The sequence below is a fragment of the Rugamonas fusca genome (genome assembly GCF_014042365.1).
Lineage (GTDB): Bacteria > Pseudomonadota > Gammaproteobacteria > Burkholderiales > Burkholderiaceae_D > Rugamonas > Rugamonas fusca.
In genome coordinates, this window is sequence record NZ_JACEZS010000001.1 from 137363 (window position 1) to 157622 (window position 20260).

Sequence of the window (20260 nt, forward strand, 5' to 3'; positions counted from 1 at the left end):
GTGTGGGTTCAGGCGTGGCTGCGCAGTTCGCGGCGCAGGATCTTGCCAACGGCGGACTTGGGCAGCGCGTCGACGAAGGCGATCTGGCGGGGCACCTTGTAGGCGGTCAGTTCCTTGCGGCAGAACTCGGCCAGTTCCGCTTCCGTCAGTTGCGCTTGTGGCGCGCGCACCACATACAGTTTCACGGCTTCGCCGGTCTTCTCGTCCGGCACGCCCACGCACGCGCATTCCTGCAGGCCGGGGCAGGACGACGCCACGGCCTCGATCTCGTTGGGGAACACATTAAAGCCCGACACGATGATCATATCCTTTTTGCGGTCCACGATCTTCAGGAAACCACGTTCGTCGAACTGGCCCACGTCGCCGGTGCGGAAGTAGCCGTCTGCGGTGAAGGCGGCGGCGTTCGCTTCCGGTTGCTGCCAGTAGCCGCGCATCACCTGCGGGCCCTTGACGCACACTTCGCCGGGCATGCCGGGCGCCGCTTCGTTGCCGTCGTCGTCGAGCAGCTTGATGTGGGTGTCCGGCAGCGGCAGGCCCGTCGTGCCGGTGAACGACGTGATGTCGCCCGGCGTGAAGGTGACGATGGGGCTGGTCTCGGACAGGCCATAGCCTTCACGGATGAAGCGGCCGGTGATGGCCATCCAGCGCGCCGACGTGGCTTCGATGACGGCCGCGCCGCCGCCAGCGGCCAGGCGCAGGCGCGAGAAGTCCACTTCGCCGATGCGCGGATGCGCCACCAGGCCGGCGTACAGGGTGTTCACACCCGTGAAGGAGGTGGGGCGGGCCGCTTTCATCACGTCGATGAAGCCGTCCATGTCGCGCGGGTTGGGCACCAGCCAGTTGTGCGCGCCCACCGTGAAGAAGCTCAGGAAGTTCACGGTGAGGGCGAAGATGTGGTACAGCGGCAGCGCCGTGACGATGGTTTCCTCGCCCGGAATCACGCAGTCGGTCACGATGGCCTTGAACTGCAGGATGTTGGCGACCACGTTGCGGTGCGACAGGGCCGCGCCCTTGGACAGGCCGGTGGTGCCGCCCGTGTATTGCAGGAACAGCAGGTCGTCGCCCGCCAGTGCGACGGGTTCGAATGGCAGGCTGGCGCCTTCGCGCAGCGCGTCGGCCAGCATGACGGCCGACGTCAGGCGGGCATCGACGGGCGGGCTGGGAAGCTTGGCGGCCGTGCCGTCGCCGGGCGTGGCGATGATGACGGTCTTGAGTCTGGTGTGCGGCATCACCTCGGCCACCGTGGCCGAAATGCCGCTGAAGGCGACGATGGTTTCCACGCCCGCGTCGTTCAACTGGTGTTCCAGCTCGCGCGGCGTGTACATGGGGTTGACGTTGACCTGCACGGCGCCAGCGCGCGCGATGCCGAGGAAGGCGATGGCGAAAGCCAGCAGGTTGGGCGACATGACGGCGATGCGGTCGCCCTTCTTCACGCCCAACGTGCGTTGCAGGTAGGCGGCGAAGTCGCGCGACTGGCGCTCGACGTCGGCGTAGCCCAGGGTCTGGCCCAGGCAGGTGAAGGCGGGCTGGCTCGCGTAGCGCGCCATCGCTTCCTCCAGCATGGCGGTGACGGATGGGTAGGAATCGGGATCGATATGGTCGGGCAGGGTGGTGCGGTCTTGCATGGTGTGCTATCCGGTTGTTGTGGTTATGTTGTGGTTGTGGGCACGTGTCTCCGTGAGTGAATGATTGTGGGGCACAAGGAGGCGCCGCACCAGTGTTGAACGCGCCAAAAATTTGTCTTAAAATGCCACAATGAGCAAGCCAGCCACCACGCCAGCCCCTTCGTCCGCTACCACGCCAACGGCGCAAGTGGCGCAAGTGGCGCAATCGGCCCATTCCGTGTCGGCCGTGCAGCCGGCGGGCAGCATGCTGCCGTCCGCGTGGTTCGAACCGTGCATACACTCGGCTTACGTGCAGATCCTCGCCAAGTTCCTCCATGCCCGAGGGCTGGCCTTGCCTTGGCCGCAGCCGAGCCAGAGCAGGCTGTTGCCGTTTCTGGACGTGCTGCCGCTGCTCGATGCCGTGCAGGCGGCATCGCAGCCGGACTTCGGCATCGAACTGGGCATGGCCATCCCGGCGGCCGCGCACGGCTTGAAGGGGATGGCGGCCATGTCCAGCCCCACCTTGTGGGTGGCGATGGAAACCTTTGTCCGCTATGCCCGCATTCGCGACCACCTGTTCCAGTACCGCTGCCAGCGCGCGGGCGGCTACGCCACGCTGGAACTGCATCCGCGCGTGCCGCTGCACCAGTACACGCGCTTCCTGCAAGGGGCGACCGTGCATGCCACGTTTAACATCTTCCGCGCCATCGCGGACGAGGCGGCGCTGCGCCAGGCCATCGTGGTGCTGCCGTGGGACGCGTCGACCGCGCCGGGCAGCGTGCCTGCCGCGCCCTGGCAGGTGGCATACGGCGGCAAGGTGCCCGCCATCCGCTTCCCGCTCGCCATCGCGGACGAGCCTTCACAGACGGCCGATGCCGACCTTCATGCGCGCATGTGCAAGGCCGGCGACGAGGAATTGACCCGGCTGGCCGGCAGCATCGGCGCGCGCGTGCGCCACCTGATGCACCAGGGGCAGCCGGCCTGGCCCACGCTGGCCGAGATCGCGGCCCGGCTGGCGCTGTCGCCGCGCACGCTGGTGCGCCGGCTGGAGTCGGAAGACCTCAGCTACCAGCAACTGCTGGACGAGGTGCGCAACGAGCTGGCGTGCTGGTACTTGCGCCAGTCGGCTCTGCCGATGGGCGATATCGCCGAGCGCACGGGCTTTTCCGACCAGGCCAATTTCACCCGCGCGTTCGGACGCTGGCAAGGGCAGACGCCGCGCGAATACCGCCGTCGCTTCCAGGTGGACGGTCAGCCCGCATGATCTTTCCTGTTGCGATGATGTAGAATCGGAAAGGTTGCTAAACCATTCCGTACGACGCACCGCCGAAAGCGCGTCATACCCGCAGGCTCACCTACGCTTTCGCTTTCTGCAGGGAGAACGGTACATGCATGCAATGGGATCGTATACAAACTGGTTGGTCGTGGGCGCCGCCATGAGCGCACTGGCCGCCGCGCTGCACCTTGCCATCATCATCGGCGGCGGACCATGGTATCGTTTTTTTGGTGCCGGTGAGCGCATGGCGCGCGCGGCCGAAGCGGGGCGGCGCTATCCTGCCCTCGTCACACTGGGCATCGCGGGCGTCCTGTTCGTTTGGGCGGCCTATGCGCTGTCGGGGGCGGGGCTGCTTATGCCACTGCCGTTCCTCAAATTTGCGCTGACCGCCATTGCTGCCGTCTACATGGTGCGCGGCCTGGTCATCGTACCGCTGCTGCTGGTGGCGGCGGACAAGATGACTTCCTTCGCCGTGTGGAGTTCGCTGATGTGCCTGGCCTACGGCATCGTCCACGTGGTGGGTCTGGCGCTGCTCTGGTCCCGCTTGTAAGCTTGCCCGCCGGCGCCAGCCGGCGTTGTTTTATGCGCTGATTTTGTATACAAAATCTGTTGACAATGAATTCACCTGGGCGCAATATCGTCGACAACAGGTTTGCCCCCACCCTGGCGAATTCCTGACAACGTCGATCGCCATCCGATCCCGTCCTGCGCGGCTCCCGCCGCGGCGTCCCACCCGCAGTACCGCAATATCAGCTTGACCACTACATAAAAATCGATGGAGACAAAGTTATGAGTAACTTGCTGTACCAGGTCGAGGATCGGCCGCCCGTATTGACAACATTCCTGCTGGCCGCTCAGCACATGCTGGCTGCGCTGGGCGGCATCATCGCAGTGCCGCTGGTGGTGGGGGCCGCCCTCAAGCTGCCGGCTGACCAGATCATCACCCTCGTGAATGCCGCCTTGCTCGGCTCCGGCATCGTCACCCTGATCCAGTGCAAGGGCGTGGGCCCGGTTGGCATTCGCCTGCCCTGCGTGATGGGCACCAGCTTCGCCTTCGTGGGCGCGGCCATCAGCGTGGGCCTAGAGCACGGCGTGCCTGGCATCCTCGGCTCCTCCCTGGTTGGCTCCGCGGTAATGATCGTGGGGAGCTGCTTCATGCCCCAGATCCGCAAGCTGTTCCCCCATGCCGTCACGGGTGTGGTGGTGACCATGATCGGGCTGTCGCTGGTGCCGGTGGCGGTGGACTGGGCCGCCGGCGGCCACGCGCCGGGCGCCGTGTATGGCGCGCCGCGCAACCTGGGCATCGCCGTGTTTGTGCTGGCCACCGTCATCATGCTGGTGCAGTTCGGTAAAGGCATCCTCTCGGCCGCCGCCGTGGTGATCGGCATGTTCGTCGGCTACCTGCTGTGCGTTGCGCTGGGCATGATCGACTTTACCCAGGTGAGCAATGCCCAGGTATTCGCGCTGCCGCAGCCGCTGCATTACGGGATGACGTTCCCGGTGGCCGGCATCGTGGCCATGGCCGTGGCCTTCCTGGTGACGATGGTGGAAACCACGGGCACCTTCATGGCCCTGGGCGCGGCCACCAACACCAAAATGCGCGGCAAGACGCTGGCGCGCGGCATCCTGTGCGATGGTGTCGGCTCGGCGTGTGCGGCGCTGTTGTCCAGCCCTCCCGTCTCCACCTTCGCCCAGAACGTGGGAGTGGTGTCGCTGACGGGCGTGGCCAGCCGCCACGTGGTGGCGCTGACCGGCGTGATGCTGCTGCTGGCCGGCCTGTTCCCTGTGCTGGGCGCCCTGGTCGTCACGATTCCCCAGCCGGTGCTGGGCGGCGCCGGCCTGATGATGTTCGCCATGATCATTTCGGCCGGCGTGCAGTTGCTGAGCAAGGTGGAAAACACCAAGCGCAACGGCATCATCATGGCGGTGGCCATCGGCTGCGGCCTGGCCGTGACGGTGCGGCACGAGCTGCTGTCGCAATTGCCGCCTTTCGTCAAGGAGATCTTCGGCCATGGCATCACCGTTGGCGCGCTGGTGGCCGTGACGCTGAACCTGGTGCTGCCGGAGCGTCCCGTGGAACTGGACGAGGACGAGGAGGAGGAGGTGCCGCAAGCTTTTTTGGCGCAGGAACGCGAAGCAGCGTAAACTAGCGATCCGCAGTATTTCCAGGACCGGCGCGCGATGGCCGGTTTTGGCCTTTCACATTGTTTCCGCAGTGCGCGTGCGCTGTTTCCGCAGTGTTTTTTTCATTCTTCTTATTCCGACAATAAAATGACTAAGACTCTCTTGATCAAGAACGCCCGCGTTGTGGTGACCATGGATGACGAACGGCGCGAGATCGCCGGTGGCGCTGTGTTCATCCGTGACAATGTGATCGTGCAGGTCGGCCCCACGGCCGATTTGCCGCAGCAGGCGGACGAAGTGATCGACGCCGCCAACCACGTGGTAATGCCTGGCCTGATCAACACCCACCACCACATGTACCAGAGCCTCACGCGCGTGATCCCGGCCGCGCAAAACGGTGAGTTGTTCAACTGGCTGACCAACCTGTATCCGATCTGGGCCAACCTGACGGCCGACATGGTGCATGTGTCCACGTTGACGGCCATGTCGGAACTGATCCTCTCCGGTTGCACCACCAGCAGCGATCACCTGTACATCTACCCCAACGATTGCCGGCTCGATGACAGCATCGCCGCAGCGCGCAAGATCGGCATGCGCTTCCATGCGGCGCGCGGTTCGATGAGCGTGGGCCAGTCCAAGGGCGGCCTGCCGCCGGACCGCGTGGTGGAGGAGGAGCGCGCCATCCTCAAGGATACCCAGCGCCTGATCGAAACCTACCATGACGCCGGCCGCTACGCGATGGAGCGCATCGTGGTGGCGCCATGCTCGCCGTTCTCCGTGTCGCGCGACCTGATGAAGGAAGCGGCGGCCATGGCGCGCAGCTATGGCGTTTCGCTGCACACCCACCTGGCGGAGAATGCCAACGACATCGCCTACAGCCGCGAGAAGTTCAACATGACGCCGGCCGAATACGCCGAGGATTGCGGCTGGGTGGGCCACGACGTGTGGCACGCGCACTGCGTGCAGCTCGATGACGACGGCATCTACATGTTCGCCCGTACCGGCACGGGCATCGCGCACTGCCCATGTTCGAACATGCGGCTGGCGTCTGGCATCGCGCCGATCCGCAAGATGCTGGACCAGGGCGTGCCCGTGGGCCTGGGCGTGGATGGTTGCGCCTCCAACGATTCCGGCCACATGCTGGGCGAAGTGCGTCAGGCCATGCTGCTGCAGCGCGTAGGTTACGGGCCGGACGCCATGACGGCGCGCCAGGCGCTGGAAGTGGCCACGCTGGGCGGCGCCAAGGTGCTCAATCGCGACGACATCGGCGCGCTCAAGCCGGGCATGGCGGCCGACATCGTGCTGTTCAAGCTGGACCAGATCGGCTTTGCCGGTGCGCTGCACGATCCGGTGGCGGCGCTGGTGTTCTGCACGCCGTCCAACGTCTCCTACAGCATCATCAACGGCAAGGTGGTGGTGCGTGACGGCATACTCGCTACCATCGACCTGCCGGTGGTGATCGAGCGCCACAACGCGCTGGCGCGCGAGCTGGCGCTGGCCACCGGCGCCTGAACAAAATTGGGGGGGGATTGGGGACGGACCCCATTTTCACCCCCCAATTTTGCGGCTACATCAGCAGGGCCGTCACCAGGTCGCGCCGCCCCTCGGCGGCGCTGCCGTCAAAGCGCAGGGCCGCCTCCACGTGGCTCAGGTGATGCAGCATCAGGCTGGCGGCGCGTTCGGCGTCGCCGGCCTTGGCCGCTTCCAGGAAGGTGGTGTGTTCGTCCGATGAGCAGACGGCGTCCCGGTCCGACTGGTACAACATGGTGATCAGGGTGCTGCGGGCCACCAGTTCGCGCAGGATTTCTTTCAGCACGTGGTTGCCCACCACGTCGGCCAGCAGCACGTGGAAGTCGCCCAGCAGCTGCGAGCGCTGCTTGGAATTCTGGTCGCCGGCCAGCGCCTTGCGCTCCGCCTTCAGGTGCTGTTCCAGCTTGCGGTAGTCGCCCGGCTTGGCCTTGGCGACGAATTCGCGCGCCAGCGCGCCTTCGATGAGGCGGCGCGCGGCGAAGATGTCACGCGACTCCTGTTCGCTGGGCTGGCTCACGAACGCGCCCTTGTCGGGCACGATCTGGATCAGCTTATCTTTCGACAGGCTCAGTAGCGCGGCGCGGATCTTGGTGCGGCTGACGGAGTACAGGCGGCACAGCGCTTCCTCGCGCAGCTTGGTCCCCGGCGGCAGCTTGCGCGCCGCGATGGCCTCCGCGATGTGGTTGGCGATGTCGCCGGAACTGGCGGCGCCGCTCTGGATGTGGTCCGCCGCCGCTGGTGCGTTGCTCATGGCGAGCACGCTCAGTGTATGCGCTGGGCGGTAGGCTTTTCCTGCTGCACGAGGATGAAGGGGCTGACCACCACGGCCCACAGTTCCGCGTCCGCCTCCAGCCAGCTCTGGGCCTGCTGGTCCGACACCTTGGCCACCAGGCCGGCGTTCATCCACTGGCTGATGTTGGCCTTGTCGTCGTGCGAGATGCGCACGGCCACGTCCACCAGGTCCAGCGAATTGGCCACCCACACCACGTTGCCGGCGGCGAAATGCTTGAGCAGCTCGGTCCACGGCAGGCGGGCGGTTTCGCGGTTCACTTTGAGGCGCAGGTCGGTGTCGTTTTCTGGTTTGGTTTGCATACGTTGTTCGGTAAGGAGTGCGGCCGGTGGCCTTCAATGGCAGCCATGTTAACCGATCGTCCGCTCATTGGCGATCATTGGCGATATCCGGGCGACGAAGATTGTTGATTACTCAATTATCTGTGGCGGGCGCCACGCGTTCGATGCGCGGCTCCGGCGTGCCGTGCCAGCTCAGTCGATACACATCGCCCTTGCGCGCATTGCCCACCAGCGCCGGGCGGAAGCAGGCCAGGTTGGTGCCTTGCGGGCGCCGCGCGCTGGGATAGATCACACCCATCGAGCCGCCATCGAGCAGGCGGGCCGCCAGTTGCTGCGAGTCGATGTAGCTGGCCGGGTCCAGGCAGCTTGCGTAGCGCGGTTGCGCGCGCAGGTCGTGGAACGTGGACGTGAAGTCGGCCAGCATGGTCTGGTAATTGACGGCGTCGTCGAAGCGGTTGATCTCCATGTACTCCACCGTCTTGTGGAAGGTCACTTCGGCCAGCGCCGTTTCGACGTCAAACGCGCAATACCACGCGCCGCGCAGGCCGTCGTTGAAGCGGCTGCCTTCCGGGCGGGCGTAGGTAAAGGCGGCGTTGATGATGCGGAAGTTGGGCACGCCGAACACCAGTTCGTCCATGCTGATGCCGGGCGCGCCGCCATGCTGCGCCACCAGGCGCGCATTGGTGGCGTTGTCGAGATCGAACAGGTCGTGCAGGTGGTCGTCGCTTTCGGCCAGCGGCGCCAGCACCGAGTCCTCCACCTCGGCGAAGCGCGAGGGCAGCAGGCGGCAGGTGTCGAACTGGCGCAACGTGGTCAGGGGCGGGGTGAGGCAGGGGATCAGGCTGACCGGCACTTACAGCCCTCCGCGGCGCGCGTCGAGCAACTGGCGCGTGGTCTGCATGGCCAGCAGGCCGCCGCCCAGCATGTGGGCCAGCGGCGTGCGGCCACCGAAAATCTGGTTGGTGTTGGGCAGGCTGACCCACTCGTCGGCCAGCTTGTCGCCGTACAGGATGTGCAGCGCCTTGTAGATGCCCAGCAGGTAGGAGATGCGCGTGATGCGGTCCACTTCCAGCACCCGTTCCGGGTTCTTTTTCCATTCGTAGTAGGCGCTGGAGGACAGGCCGCCCAGCAGCTCGCGGGCGTCGTCGTCGCGCAGGTTCCAGGCGGCCACGAGCCGGAAGAAGCCCTTCAGGGCGGACTTGGAAAGGCGCTCGCGCTCGGCCTTGGCGTTCAGGTCGACCAGTACCGTGGGTTCGAAGCGGCTCTTGGGGTAGGCGTAGGTGGGATGCATATATCCTCCGTTTATGGATTCTTTATACTCCTTTTTTGGATGCCTGGCAATCGTGCGCATGGTTTCCCCTCCGAGCGCCCATGATGGGGCAACGTTGCAGGGAAGGGTTGACTTGGCGCAACATCTTGCAATGAGGATTTTGTTGCTTTGGTGGTAAGCCGGCCTTATGCCGGCTCCGCGTGCTCCACCAGCAGCTGCACCTTGGTGACGCCGTTGTATTCGTTGGCGTCGAGCCGGAACGCGACGCGGGCCCGGTCGCCCAGCGCGTCCACGTGGCCGAACCAGATGGCGTCGTAGCGGGCGCCGTTCTTCTCCAGCAGCAGCTTGAGATGGCGCTCCTTGAGGATGCGCTGGCTCACGACGCGGAATTCATCGCAGAACACGGGGGGCGCGAAGCCCTGGCCCCACACCTGGCCATCCATCAGCGCGATGAAATTGGTGGTGTAGCAGTCGTCCTCCAGCGGGCCGTCCGTCTCGATCACCCGTTCCAGCTGCTGTTCGGTGAGCCAGGCGCGGCCCACTTCCTCGAACGCGGCCGAGAAGGCATCGAACGCTTCGGCGCGGATGGTGAGGCCGGCCGCCATGGCGTGGCCGCCAAACTTGTCGATCAGGCTGGGCGCGCGCTTGGACACGAGGTCGAGCGCGTCGCGCAAGTGGAAGCCGGGGATGGAGCGGCCCGACCCCTTGAGCCAGCCGTCCGCGCCAGGTGCGAAGGTGATGGTGGGGCGGTAGAACTTCTCTTTCAGGCGCGAGGCCACGATGCCGATCACGCCCTGGTGCCAGCTGTCGTCGAACACGCTGATGGTGCTGCTGTTGGCCGGCTCAAACCGGTCCAGGTGGAGCAGGGCCGCGTCCTGCATCTCGGCCTCGATCTCGCGTCGCTTGAGGTTGATCTCGTTGAGCTGCTGGGCCAGTTCCCAGGCGCGGCCCTCGTCGTCCGTGATCAGGCATTCGATGCCCAGCGACATATCCTCCAGCCGGCCGGCCGCGTTCAGGCGCGGGCCCAGCGCAAAGCCCAGGTCGAATGGGTTGGCGTTGCGCGGGTCGCGCCCGGCCACGCGGAACAGCGCCGCCACGCCCGCGTGCATGCGGCCCGCGCGCATGCGCTTGAGGCCTTGCGCCACCAGGATGCGGTTGTTCGGGTCCAGCCGCACCACGTCGGCCACGGTGCCCAGCGCTACCAGGTCCAGCAGGCTGTCCAGCTTGGGCTGGGTCTGGGCGTCGAACACGCCGCGCCGGCGCAGTTCCGCGCGCAGGGCCAGCAGCACGTAGAACACCACGCCCACGCCGGCCAGGTGCTTGCTGGGGAAACCGCAGGCCGGCTGGTTGGGATTGACGATCACGCGCGCGTCCGGCAGCGTGTCGGCCGGCAGGTGGTGGTCGGTCACCACCACTTCGATGCCGCGCCGGTTGGCCTCGGCCACGCCGTCGATGCTGGCGATGCCGTTGTCCACCGTGATGATGATGTCGGGCCGCTTCTCGCGTGCCGTCAGGTCGACGATTTCGGGCGTGAGGCCGTAGCCGTACTCGAAGCGGTTGGGCACGATGAAGTCCACCTGCGCGCCCATGGCGCGCAGGCCGCGCAGGGCCGTGGCGCAGGCGGTGGCGCCGTCGCAATCGTAGTCGGCCACGATCACCATGCGCTTGCCGGCGGCGATGGCGTCGGCCAGGAACACGGCCGCGGCATCCACGTGCAGCAGGCCCGATGGCGGGATCATGGCGGCCAGTTCGCTCGACAGTTCCTTAATGTCGGTCAGCCCGCGCGCCGCGTACAGGCGCGCCAGCACGGGGTGGACGCCGCCCTGGCGCAGCATTTCGGAAGTACGGAACGAGCAGGGACGGGTGGCGATGCGGGTCATGTCGATAACTTGGTCAGGGTGGGCTTGCGCCAGAATTTGTGTTGCGCCAGTTTGCTGGTGGTGTAGCTGGCGCTGGTGTGGCGATGGCTCAGCACCAGCGTGGCGCGGCTGACGCGGCCATCGCGCAGGGCCGCCAGCAGGGGCGCGAACCATTGCTGTTCCAGCGCGCGCATGTGGTCCAGCCAGGCCGCCCACTCGCCGGCGATGGCCGGTTCGATCAGCTGGCCCAGCACGGCCATGGGGTGCGTGCCGCCCTTGGCCAGCAGCGTGTCGAAGGTGGCGTCGCGCAGCGGCGCCGGGCTGATGGCGCGCAGCCAGGGCTGGCCCGCGATGACGGCGGGCGCGGACGAAGGCTGGCCGCCCGAGGCGCCACCCCACAGCCAGAACGAGTTGACGGGCGGCAGGCCGCGCGCCTGGCGGGCTTCGTTGACGGGGTGCTCGTACCACAGCATCTGGATTTCGTTCTGCAGCTTGCGGGCGGCGATGGCGTGCTCGCCTTCGGGCATCCAGTCACTCAGGTTCATGCCGGTCACGCAGTCGGGCGAGGCGGTGCGCAAGCCTTGCCAGGCGTCGGCGCGCATGAACCAGGTGGTGGCGTCGCCATAGATCAGCGGCTGGCCCAGTTCCTCGAAGTAGGGACGGGCCGATTCGTACAACGCGCGCGCTTCGGCTTCGTCCAGGCGCAGTTGGCGCGGATCGGCCAAGGTCAGGTGGGTGCGCGCCATCTGCACGTGCACCGGGTGGACGATGAACCAGTGGCCTTCGGCCGCAGCCGGCACTGCGCCAAAGCCGGCCAGCACGGCGGCGGCCAGCGGGGCGCTTTGTTCGGCCTCAACCGTGCCCTGGGTGGCTGGCGCCGCTGCCGTCAATCCCAGCGTGTGCGACAGCCACGTTTCGTAGGGCAGCGCGCGGGCGCCCGAGTCGATCGTCTCCCTGCGCTCGGTGGCGGTGCGGGAGAGCAGGGCCGCCAGGGCAGGAAGCTCAAGGGCGCGGTGCAGGTCGGGGGCGAGTTCGGACGGCGGCAGAGCGAACGGCAAGGCAAGGGTAATCTGGGTCATGCAGCATTGTAATTTATCTGCGGGCAGGGATGTAGGGGCGGACATCCTTGGTTGACTGCAGCATACTTCTTGCAAGTAACTTCAGTTGCATATATTTAATATTTTTCTTGCATTGGTTGAAATTCAAAGTATAATTCGACAACAATGATGCAAATTTGATATTCGCCGACAACAATTCCAGGGAGCCTACATGAAGTTCAGCAAGATCTTGGCCGCAGCCGCGCTGTGCGCCGCCACCGTGCCAGCTTTCGCCGCCGTTTCCGTCTTTGATTTCTCCAACCTGGAATATGTGGGCGGCCACAATACCGGCCTGCTGCCTTCCGAGGTGCTCAACAGCGGTTACTGGGGCTGCACGGGCGGCGATATCTGCAGCTCGAACATCGATGGCCGCGGCCACACCCTGGGCGGCGACCTTGTCTACACGGTGAACGGCATCAGCGCCACGGCCACCGCCAAGTACCAGACTGGCAGCCACTGGCATGACGCCACTGTCGTCCAGGACCACGAAAACGGCTATAACGCCGCCCATAAGATTGGTGCAGGCCTGGGCGTCTACCACGTGGCCGGCGACAACGGCGACGACAACATCACCAGCGGCGAAAAGCTGACGCTCACTTTCGCCGGCCCCGTCAAGCTCAGCTCCGTGATGCTGCGTTCGGACGGCCATGACACGAACTGGGACCACAACGCCACGTTCCTGTTGAACGGCACCTCGTACAAGCTGGCCGACACCATTTCGCCGGCCGCCCTGACCGGTTCCGTGTTCACCTTCCAGTTCGGCGGCACCAAGCCGGACCAGTTCTACCTGGGTGGCGTGACGGTATCGGCCGTGCCTGAGCCATCGAGCTATGCGATGCTGCTGGCCGGCGCAGCGCTGCTGGGCTTCATGGCCCGCCGCCGCAAGCGGCAAGCTTAAGAACGGATTAAGCGTATCGCACACCCCGCCCGGAAATGGGCGGGGTTTTCGTTTTGGGGCGTAGAAACGCCCGCTGGCGTCCCATGAAATGCTGTTTATATGGCACACTGCGGGCTCGCGAACATTCCACTGTTTTGGGACCCCATGAGTATCATGCAGAAACTGCCGTTTGAATGGCTGGTCGGCTTGCGCTACACGCGCGCCGGCAAGCGCAGCGGCCGCAATAGTTTTATCTCTTTTATTTCGCTCATCTCCATGGCCGGCATCGGCCTGGGCGTGGCCGCGCTGATCGTCGTGCTGTCCGTGATGAACGGCTTCCAGAAGGAAGTGACGGACCGCATGCTGTCGGTGCTGGCCCACGTTGAAATCTTCGACGCGCGCGGCTCCATGCCCGACTGGCAGTTCGAGGCCGCCGAGGCACGCAAGAATCCGGAAGTGATCGGCGCCGCCCCGTTCGTGGAAACGCAGGGCATGCTGATCCGCGACGATGAGCTGCGTCCCGCCGTGATCCGCGGCGTGCTGCCGGAGCAGGAGCCGACCGTGTCGGACGTGTCGCGCCAGGTCAAGCGCGGCAGCTTCACGGCCTTGCAGCCGGGCGCCTACAACATCGTGCTGGGCATCGAGCTGGCGCGCGCGCTGCATGTGGGCCTGGGCGAGAAGGTGACGCTGGCGCTGGCCGAGGGCCAGGCCACGCCGGCCGGCGTGCTGCCGCGCCTGCGTTCGTTCACGGTGGTGGGCATCTTCGAGGCGGGCCACAACGAGTTCGATTCCGGCCTGGCTTTTGTCCACATCACGGACGCTGAAAAGCTGCTGCGCATGGACGCTCCGTCCGGCCTGCGCCTGCGCCTGTCCGACATGCACCGCGCGCCGCAAGTGGCGCTGGATCTCAAGCGCAGCATGCACCCTGACCTCATCATGCGCGACTGGTCCAAGCTGAACGCCAACTGGTTCGCCGCCGTCCAGACGGAAAAGCGCATGATGTTCATCATCCTGACCCTGATCATCGCCGTGGCCGCGTTCAATCTCGTCTCCACGCTGGTGATGACGGTGACGGACAAGCAGGCCGACATCGCCATCCTGCGCACGCTGGGCGCCTCGCCCCGCTCGATCATGAAGATTTTCATGATCCAGGGCGCGCTGGTGGGCATCCTGGGCACGGCCATCGGCGTGACGCTGGGCGTGACGGTGGCGCTCAACGTGGACGTGATCGTGCCATTTATCGAACATTTATTGGGAGTGCAGTTCTTGTCGAAGGATATTTACTACATCAGCACCGTGCCGTCCGACCTGCGCTGGCCGGACGTGTATAAGATCGGCGCCGTGGCCGTGCTGCTGGCGTTCGTCGCCACGCTCTATCCGAGCTGGTGGGCGGCCCGTGTGAAACCGGCGGAGGCGCTGCGCTATGAGTAATCCTATGGGTAATCACGACATCCACAATGGTGCGCCGGTGCTGTCGTGCCGGGGCCTGGGCAAGACCTTCACGCAAGGGGCCTACTCGGTGCAGGTGCTGAACGGGATCGACATCGACGTGCGGCGCGGCGAGCGGGTCGCCATCGTGGGCGCTTCCGGTTCCGGAAAATCGACGCTGCTGCACTTGCTGGGCGGGCTCGATACGCCCACGCGCGGCAGCGTGACCCTGCTGGGCAAGGACTTCGCCAGCCTGAGCGAAAAGGCGCGCGGCGATTTGCGCAACGCCTCGCTGGGCTTCGTCTACCAGTTCCACCACCTGCTGCCGGAGTTTTCCGCGCTGGACAATGTGGCCATGCCGCTGATGATACGACGCACCAAACGCAGCGAAGCGCTGGACGCGGCGCAGCAGATCCTCGGCCGCGTCAACCTGGCCAAGCGGGTGACCCACGTGCCCGGCGAATTGTCCGGCGGCGAGCGCCAGCGCGTGGCCCTGGCGCGCGCGCTGGTCACGCAGCCTGCCTGCGTGCTGGCCGACGAGCCGACCGGCAACCTCGATCACGCCACGGCCCAGCAGATTTTCGATTTGATGCTGGAACTGTCGCGCACCCTGGGCACGGCCTTCGTCATCGTCACGCACGACATCGAACTGGCGCGCCGCTGCGACCGCATCCTGCGCCTGACCGACGAGGGCTTGCGGCCAGCCGAGGACTGATCATGTGGATCGACACCCACTGCCACCTGGACGCGCACGAATTCGGCGACGAATCGGCCGCCGTGGCGGCGCGCGCGGGGCAGCAGGGGGTGTCCATGATCGTGATTCCGGCCGTGGAGCGGGCCAACTTCGGCACCGTGGCCGGCCTGGCGGCACGGGTGGACAACGCCTGCTATGCACTGGGCATCCACCCCATCTACGTGCCCCAGGCCAGCGAGGATGACCTTCAATTCTTGCGCGAGCAGGTCGCCGCCAGCATGGGCGACGGGCGCATGGTGGCCATCGGCGAAATCGGCCTGGACTTTTTCATTCCCATGCTGAGCGAGCCGGCCATGCGCGAAAAGCAGGTGTTCTTCTTCCGTGAACAGCTCAAGATCGCGCGCGAATTCAAGCTGCCCGTGCTGATGCACGTGCGCCGCTCGCAGGACGTGGTGCTCAAGCACGCGCGCCAGATCCAGCCCGCCGGCGGCATCGCCCATGCGTTCAACGGCAGCATGCAGCAGGCGCAGGGTTATATCGAGCTCGGTTTCAAGCTGGGCTTTGGCGGCGCCATGACCTTCACCCGCGCCTTGCAGATACGGCGGCTGGCCGCCGAGTTGCCGCTGTCGTCCATCGTGCTGGAGACGGACGCGCCGGACATCTCCCCCAGCTGGATCCATCCCGGCCGCAACGCGCCTGAGCATTTGCCGCGCATCGGCGCCGTGCTGGCTGAGCTGCGCGGCATCGGCGTGGATGAGGCCGCGGCCGCCACCAGCGGCAACGCGCGCGCCGTGTTGCCGCGTATGGCCGCGCTCTAAGCGGCTGGGGCTGGCCGGCGACCGCTGGCGCGCGCGCTGCCAGTGCACGGCAGCGCACGGCGCTCGTGGCAATCTGCGGGCCGCGTCAACGCAAGGGCTGCCGCCTTCAGCCGCGTTGGCCATCGACCTTGTCGCCGCCGCGGCCGGAACTTCGCTTCGTTCTCGTGGTCAAAACGGGAATGTCTTCCAGTGGAGTAAACCCATGCCCGGCAAGATTTGTGGCGCCGTTCCCGTGCTAGCGTCCAGGACTGCGGCCGTCGCGCGGCGCGTGCTGTCCAGGCTGGCGGCCGCCGCGTTCGCCGTGGTGGCCGTCTCGCAGCCGCTTGCCGCGCCGGCGGCGCCATTCCAGTGCGCGCCCGTGTTGCCCAGCGCTTCCAGGACGCCACCTTACGCGCGCGTGCCGGGCAAGGAGCTGTGCGAAGGCTACTTCGAGCAGACCGTATCGCAGCCCTTCATCGAGCTGCTGTCGCTGACAAGGCATCGGCCCGATGCCCCGCAACTGGCGGCCGCCACGGTACTGCACATCCGCGCGCGTGCCGCCACACCGCTGGCGTTGGCCATCCGGCCACTACGGCCCAGTCCGTTCTACCGGGTTGATGGCAGGCTGTCCCCGGCCGGGGCACTGGAGTGGAACCCGGCGCCCATGCTGGCCAGCACAGGGTTGCGCATGTCGGACCTCGGTTTTCTCGCCCGCGCGGCGTCGCCCGATCCCGATCTGCCGCTAATCGCGCCGCTGTCGCTCTTGCCGGTTGCCGATGCCGACGGCCTCGCCTACGTCGTGCTGCGCGTCTCGGTGCCGGTCGCCTCCATCGCGGCGCGCCAGTACCGGCCCGGTGCCGGGGCCGGCAGTTGGCGTGAGTTGCCCGGTACGCCGCTGCTCGAATGGGACACCATCGTGCTGCCGGTGACGCTGGCCGGCGATGGCGCCGAGCTGCGCGTGGACGTGCGCGCGCTCGGCGCGGACGGCAGCCTGCTGCCGATGCTGCAGTTCGCTGTCGTCGGCCAATGAACCGCCATGGCTGCCGACGACACCACCGGCTTGCGCGACCTGCGTGCCGGCGTCGCGCGCCGTTTCGCGGAGCGGGCCGGCATGGCGGACGCGCCGCTGGCGGAGCTACGCGATTTGCAGGAACGACTGCTCCTGCTCGACGCGGCCATCGCCCGTCTGCCCGATGCCGGGCGCCGCCGCCGACGCGCGACGTGGCTGGCGCTGGTCGCCGTTGCGGCCGTGCTGTCCCTGGCCGCGCTGATACCCGTGCCCAGCGTGCCATTTTCGCTCGATGCCGAAGCCGGCACGGTACGCCTGCACCTGGCGGACCGCGGCACGCTGGGGCCGCAGGCGGTAGCGGGAGAGCTGCGGGTGGACGGTTATACGGCGTTGGAATCGCCCGCCGCCGACCTGTTGGGACGGCCGGGGGCGCAAGGGGCCGGCCGGCTGGTCATCGGTGCCGCCAGGCTCAACTTGCGCCGTATCAGTTATCCGGCCGGCGCCGACATCGAATTGGCCACCGATGCGGCTGCGGCCATCATGACGTTGCACGGGCAGCGGGGGCCGGTGAGCGTCGATATCGAATGGTCCGGCCGCGCGGCGATCCGTTTTGGACAAGGCGGCCAGGTGTGGCAGGCCGACTATCCCTTCGCTGAACGGCTACGCGCGCTGGCGGCGGCGCCGGTGGGCACGCCGCCGCCCATGATCGTCACCTTGGCCCGGCCGGCGCAGACCGGGTACAGCTGGACGTCGCTGCGTCCGCAGGCGGTGCGCTTTGTCGAGCGCCGCCTCGATGCGGGCACGGAGGCCGGGATACTTTCGAGCCTGCGCAAGGCGCACCTCGTGTTGCAGGCCAGCGCCGCCGAGGTCACGCTGGGTGAGGGCAACGACCTGGAACTGGACGGGCTCGAACTGCAGCGATGCGATATTGTGCTCGGTCCGGTGGTCAGGGTCAAAATGGCCGGCACCGCGCGCAGTCTGCTCACGCGCACCGGCCACTTCGAGCGTTCGCTCAAACCCAGCCTGCTGGAATATGCGGCGCGCCACAAGACAGTTGCGCTGCTGTGGAGCGCCGCGCTCATGTTGTGGGGGGCAGTGCAATGGCTGCAACGGCTTGCCGGCGAGGGCGGCTGACGCTGCCTGCGTTCCTGATCGCGCTGGCGCTGGCGCCGGTTGTGGGCGGGCGCGCCGACACCAGTTTCGACACCGGCCCCGAACTTGGCCAGCGGCTGCTGCGGGACGTGGTGCGGATCGAGGCACGCGACCTGGCCGAGCATGGCTTCGGGCTGGTCGTCGGCGTCGACCGCGACGATGTCTACATTGCGACGGCCCGGCATGTGGTGGCGCGGCGTGCGCCGGCCGGGTTGGTGGAGCCGGAGCGGGCCAGCCACGCGATTGCGGTCAGCTTTTGCGCGCTGCCGGGTGCACCGCGCCAGCTTGCGGCCATGCTCGATGGCTTTGACGGCGCCGACGACGACCTGGCGCTGCTGCGTGCCCCACGTCCGTCCGCTTATGTGCCCGAACTGAAGGCGCTGGCGCCGGCCGGGAAGGACGGTGTCGGTGACCAGGTCTGGCAGTTGGGCCGCGAATCGGATTGCGTAGTGGTGCCCACGCCGGGCGTGATCGCCGGCCGTCCGGACACGCGCCACACCGTGCGGGTCGACTTGCACGGCGCGCTCGGTGGCGCCTCGGGCGGGCCACTGGTCAGCGGATACGGCATCGTCGGACTGGTCAAGCGCTCCGATAACGAGGTGATCCGGGCACATGCGATTGCCGCCCTGGCGGCGCGGGTGCGGGCGCTGGCAGGTCCGCCGTTTCTGCTCGGCGAAGCGGGCAATATCCCGCCGGGCGATCCGCAGGCCGCCGTAGCAGACCTGACGGAAACGCTGAACGGCTACCTGTTCGCCGCGCGCGACCTGAACACCTTGTTGCGCCAGGAGATAGTGCCCAGGCCGACGTTCGCCCAGATGGTGCAACGTTATAACGGTAGCGTCAATCGCTTCAAGGCGGCGCGCGACAAGTACGACGGCACGCTGCAACGCAACTGGCCGGCCGGCACCCTGCCGCAATGGCAGGCGCTGCGCGAGCGGCTGTGGCGGATCCACCTGCGGTTCTTTGGCCTCAACGGCCAGAGTACGACGACGATCACCGGGACCGAACGTGCGCCGCCGCCGGTCCGGGAGCAGATGGCGGCGCTGGAGCCGGAGCTGGCGGGCTTGCAGAGCGATATCGCCCGCTTCGCCGAACACCTCGGAAAAAGGAGTATCGATCATGCGGAACTTTCTCAATAGTCGGTCGTGCGGCCGGGCAGCAGGGATTGCCGGTGTGCTGGCGGCGTTGCTCCTGCCGGCGCTGCTGATCAGTAGTTGCGGCGGCGGGGTGGGGGAGGCGCTGGTGGTGCCCTTCATCACGTTCCAGTTCGAAGGCGTCAATACGGACGCGGCGGGCGTACATGAGCAGGTCCGGCTCAATCTCGCTTCCGATGACGTTGCGCAGGGCAAGACCCGTGGCGCGATAACGGCGAGCATCGCCATCGGTCAGCAGTCCAATACCGCCGTCACCGGCTCCTACGTTGGCAGTGCCCTGCAGCTGAACGTGCCGGGCGCGACGGCGCCGCTGGCGCCGGCCTACACGGGGCAATTTGTCGAGCCCGACACCATCGTCTTGACGCCAAGCACCGGCGGCGCGCCGACCCTCACCGTGGTGCGGGCCGACAACTCGTTCCGGCCGCTATTGCATGACAGCCACTGGAGCGGCAAGGACGGCGCCACCGGCCAGGTATGGAAAGTCCACTTCGAAACCGACCCGGCGTTCGATGACCGTGCCACCGAGTTGCTCAAGGGCGAGGAGAGTGTGGGCGGCCAGGCGGGCACGGTGAGCGGGTACGCCGTGATGCGCCGCATCGAGCTCGACGTGGTGCGCGGCGGGCAAACGGTCCACCTTTCCGGGCGCATGGGGCCGGCCGGGCAGACGCCACCGGCCAATCCGCCGAACCCTGTGCCCGCCCAAAGCATCAGCTTTAGCGACGGCAGCACATTGACGCGCGATTAGGGACAGGGTTAGACCCTGAGCAAGGCGCGGCAGGACAAAGTGGGGCACAGTGGCCTTTTGAGCTGCCTGTCGGGCCATGCGTAGCGCAATCCTGGGCTTTGTTGGCGGCGTCACCCTGTTGCAAGGCAGCGCGGCGCTGCCGGACCGCGGCAGCATGATTGCTGGCTGCGCGATCGCTGCGCTGTTACTGTTGCTGCGGCGCCGGACCGCGACAGTGCTGGCGGGGGCGCTGCTTGGCGCGGTCTGGGCCGCGCTGCTGGCGCATGCGGCGCTGGCGCCCCGACTTGCCGCCGCCGACGAAGGACGCGATATCACGCTGGTGGGCGTGGTCGATAGCCTGCCGTACCGCTTTGACGGCGGGGTGCGCTTTACGTTCACAGTCGAACAGGCTGGAAATGTCCACGTGCCGCCGCGCGTCTCGCTGGCCTGGTATAGCGGCCTGCGAGGGCAAGTGGTGGAAGTGGGCGACGTGCGGCCAGGTGAGCGCTGGCGGCTGACGGTACGGCTGCAACGTCCGCATGGTAACGCCAATCCCTATGTAAGTGTGAGTTGGACAAAATTGCCATAAAAGGG

Annotated in this window: 20 protein-coding genes; 13 read left to right on the forward strand and 7 right to left on the reverse strand. The window is 66.6% G+C overall.

Annotated features, from left to right (window positions below; translation table 11 throughout):
* Positions 1–8 precede the first annotated feature (8 nt).
* On the reverse strand, positions 9–1625 hold the full coding sequence (locus tag H3H36_RS00525; protein ID WP_182213029.1) for an AMP-binding protein: 1617 nt from the start codon (positions 1623–1625) through the stop codon (positions 9–11).
* A 130-nt stretch (positions 1626–1755) separates the two neighbouring features.
* Between H3H36_RS00525 and H3H36_RS00530 the strand changes: the two genes are divergently transcribed.
* The 4 genes from H3H36_RS00530 (at position 1756) to H3H36_RS00545 (ending at position 6516) form a co-directional block, all read left to right on the forward strand.
* Positions 1756–2868, forward strand: a complete 1113-nt coding sequence (locus H3H36_RS00530; RefSeq protein ID WP_182213030.1) for a helix-turn-helix domain-containing protein — start codon at positions 1756–1758, stop codon at positions 2866–2868.
* A gap of 172 nt (positions 2869–3040) precedes the next feature.
* On the forward strand, positions 3041–3430 hold the full coding sequence (locus H3H36_RS00535) for a hypothetical protein (RefSeq protein WP_229219649.1): 390 nt from the start codon (positions 3041–3043) through the stop codon (positions 3428–3430).
* 239 nt (positions 3431–3669) lie between these two features.
* A complete protein-coding gene (locus H3H36_RS00540; protein WP_182213032.1) occupies positions 3670–5025 on the forward strand; it encodes a uracil-xanthine permease family protein in 1356 nt (451 codons plus the stop codon).
* A gap of 126 nt (positions 5026–5151) precedes the next feature.
* A complete protein-coding gene (locus H3H36_RS00545) occupies positions 5152–6516 on the forward strand; it encodes an 8-oxoguanine deaminase (protein WP_182213033.1) in 1365 nt (454 codons plus the stop codon).
* Positions 6517–6571: 55 nt separating this feature from the next.
* Here H3H36_RS00545 and H3H36_RS00550 read toward each other — a convergent pair whose 3' ends face one another.
* From H3H36_RS00550 to H3H36_RS00575, 6 genes are all read right to left on the reverse strand, one after another.
* Positions 6572–7285 (reverse strand): GntR family transcriptional regulator, encoded by a 714-nt coding sequence (locus H3H36_RS00550; RefSeq protein ID WP_182213034.1) that lies wholly within the window; start codon positions 7283–7285, stop codon positions 6572–6574.
* A gap of 11 nt (positions 7286–7296) precedes the next feature.
* Positions 7297–7626 (reverse strand): DUF2288 domain-containing protein, encoded by a 330-nt coding sequence (locus H3H36_RS00555; RefSeq protein WP_182213035.1) that lies wholly within the window; start codon positions 7624–7626, stop codon positions 7297–7299.
* A 112-nt stretch (positions 7627–7738) separates the two neighbouring features.
* Positions 7739–8458 (reverse strand): RES family NAD+ phosphorylase, encoded by a 720-nt coding sequence (locus tag H3H36_RS00560; RefSeq protein ID WP_182213036.1) that lies wholly within the window; start codon positions 8456–8458, stop codon positions 7739–7741.
* A complete protein-coding gene (locus H3H36_RS00565) occupies positions 8459–8896 on the reverse strand; it encodes an antitoxin Xre-like helix-turn-helix domain-containing protein (protein ID WP_182164189.1) in 438 nt (145 codons plus the stop codon).
* Between the two features lie 164 nt (positions 8897–9060).
* A complete protein-coding gene (gene recJ, locus H3H36_RS00570) occupies positions 9061–10755 on the reverse strand; it encodes a single-stranded-DNA-specific exonuclease RecJ (protein ID WP_182213037.1) in 1695 nt (564 codons plus the stop codon).
* Positions 10752–11813 carry a hypothetical protein gene (locus tag H3H36_RS00575; protein WP_182213038.1) on the reverse strand — a complete coding sequence of 354 codons (1062 nt, stop codon included), beginning with the start codon at positions 11811–11813 and terminating at the stop codon, positions 10752–10754. The genes recJ and H3H36_RS00575 overlap by 4 nt, the downstream gene beginning before the upstream one ends.
* Positions 11814–12003: 190 nt before the next feature.
* Between H3H36_RS00575 and H3H36_RS27295 the strand changes: the two genes are divergently transcribed.
* From H3H36_RS27295 to H3H36_RS00620, 9 genes are all read left to right on the forward strand, one after another.
* Positions 12004–12729 carry an FxDxF family PEP-CTERM protein gene (locus tag H3H36_RS27295; RefSeq protein WP_182213039.1) on the forward strand — a complete coding sequence of 242 codons (726 nt, stop codon included), beginning with the start codon at positions 12004–12006 and terminating at the stop codon, positions 12727–12729.
* Positions 12730–12873: 144 nt separating this feature from the next.
* On the forward strand, positions 12874–14139 hold the full coding sequence (locus H3H36_RS00585; RefSeq protein WP_182213040.1) for a lipoprotein-releasing ABC transporter permease subunit: 1266 nt from the start codon (positions 12874–12876) through the stop codon (positions 14137–14139).
* Between the two features lie 4 nt (positions 14140–14143).
* On the forward strand, positions 14144–14851 hold the full coding sequence (gene lolD / locus H3H36_RS00590; protein WP_375539557.1) for a lipoprotein-releasing ABC transporter ATP-binding protein LolD: 708 nt from the start codon (positions 14144–14146) through the stop codon (positions 14849–14851).
* A 2-nt stretch (positions 14852–14853) separates the two neighbouring features.
* Positions 14854–15648, forward strand: a complete 795-nt coding sequence (locus tag H3H36_RS00595) for a TatD family hydrolase (RefSeq protein ID WP_182213042.1) — start codon at positions 14854–14856, stop codon at positions 15646–15648.
* 202 nt (positions 15649–15850) lie between these two features.
* Entirely contained in the window at positions 15851–16657 is an 807-nt protein-coding gene (locus H3H36_RS00600; RefSeq protein ID WP_182213043.1) for a hypothetical protein, read from the forward strand.
* A 6-nt stretch (positions 16658–16663) separates the two neighbouring features.
* Positions 16664–17770 carry a hypothetical protein gene (locus H3H36_RS00605; protein WP_182213044.1) on the forward strand — a complete coding sequence of 369 codons (1107 nt, stop codon included), beginning with the start codon at positions 16664–16666 and terminating at the stop codon, positions 17768–17770.
* The gene (locus H3H36_RS00610; protein ID WP_182213045.1) at positions 17737–18927 is read left to right on the forward strand and encodes a trypsin-like peptidase domain-containing protein; all 1191 of its coding nucleotides are present in this window, start codon (positions 17737–17739) and stop codon (positions 18925–18927) included. Before H3H36_RS00605 ends, H3H36_RS00610 begins: the two co-directional genes overlap by 34 nt.
* Entirely contained in the window at positions 18908–19687 is a 780-nt protein-coding gene (locus tag H3H36_RS00615) for a hypothetical protein (RefSeq protein WP_182213046.1), read from the forward strand. The genes H3H36_RS00610 and H3H36_RS00615 overlap by 20 nt, the downstream gene beginning before the upstream one ends.
* A 76-nt stretch (positions 19688–19763) precedes the next feature.
* A complete protein-coding gene (locus H3H36_RS00620) occupies positions 19764–20255 on the forward strand; it encodes a ComEC/Rec2 family competence protein (protein WP_182213047.1) in 492 nt (163 codons plus the stop codon).
* The last annotated feature ends 5 nt before the right edge of the window (positions 20256–20260 follow it).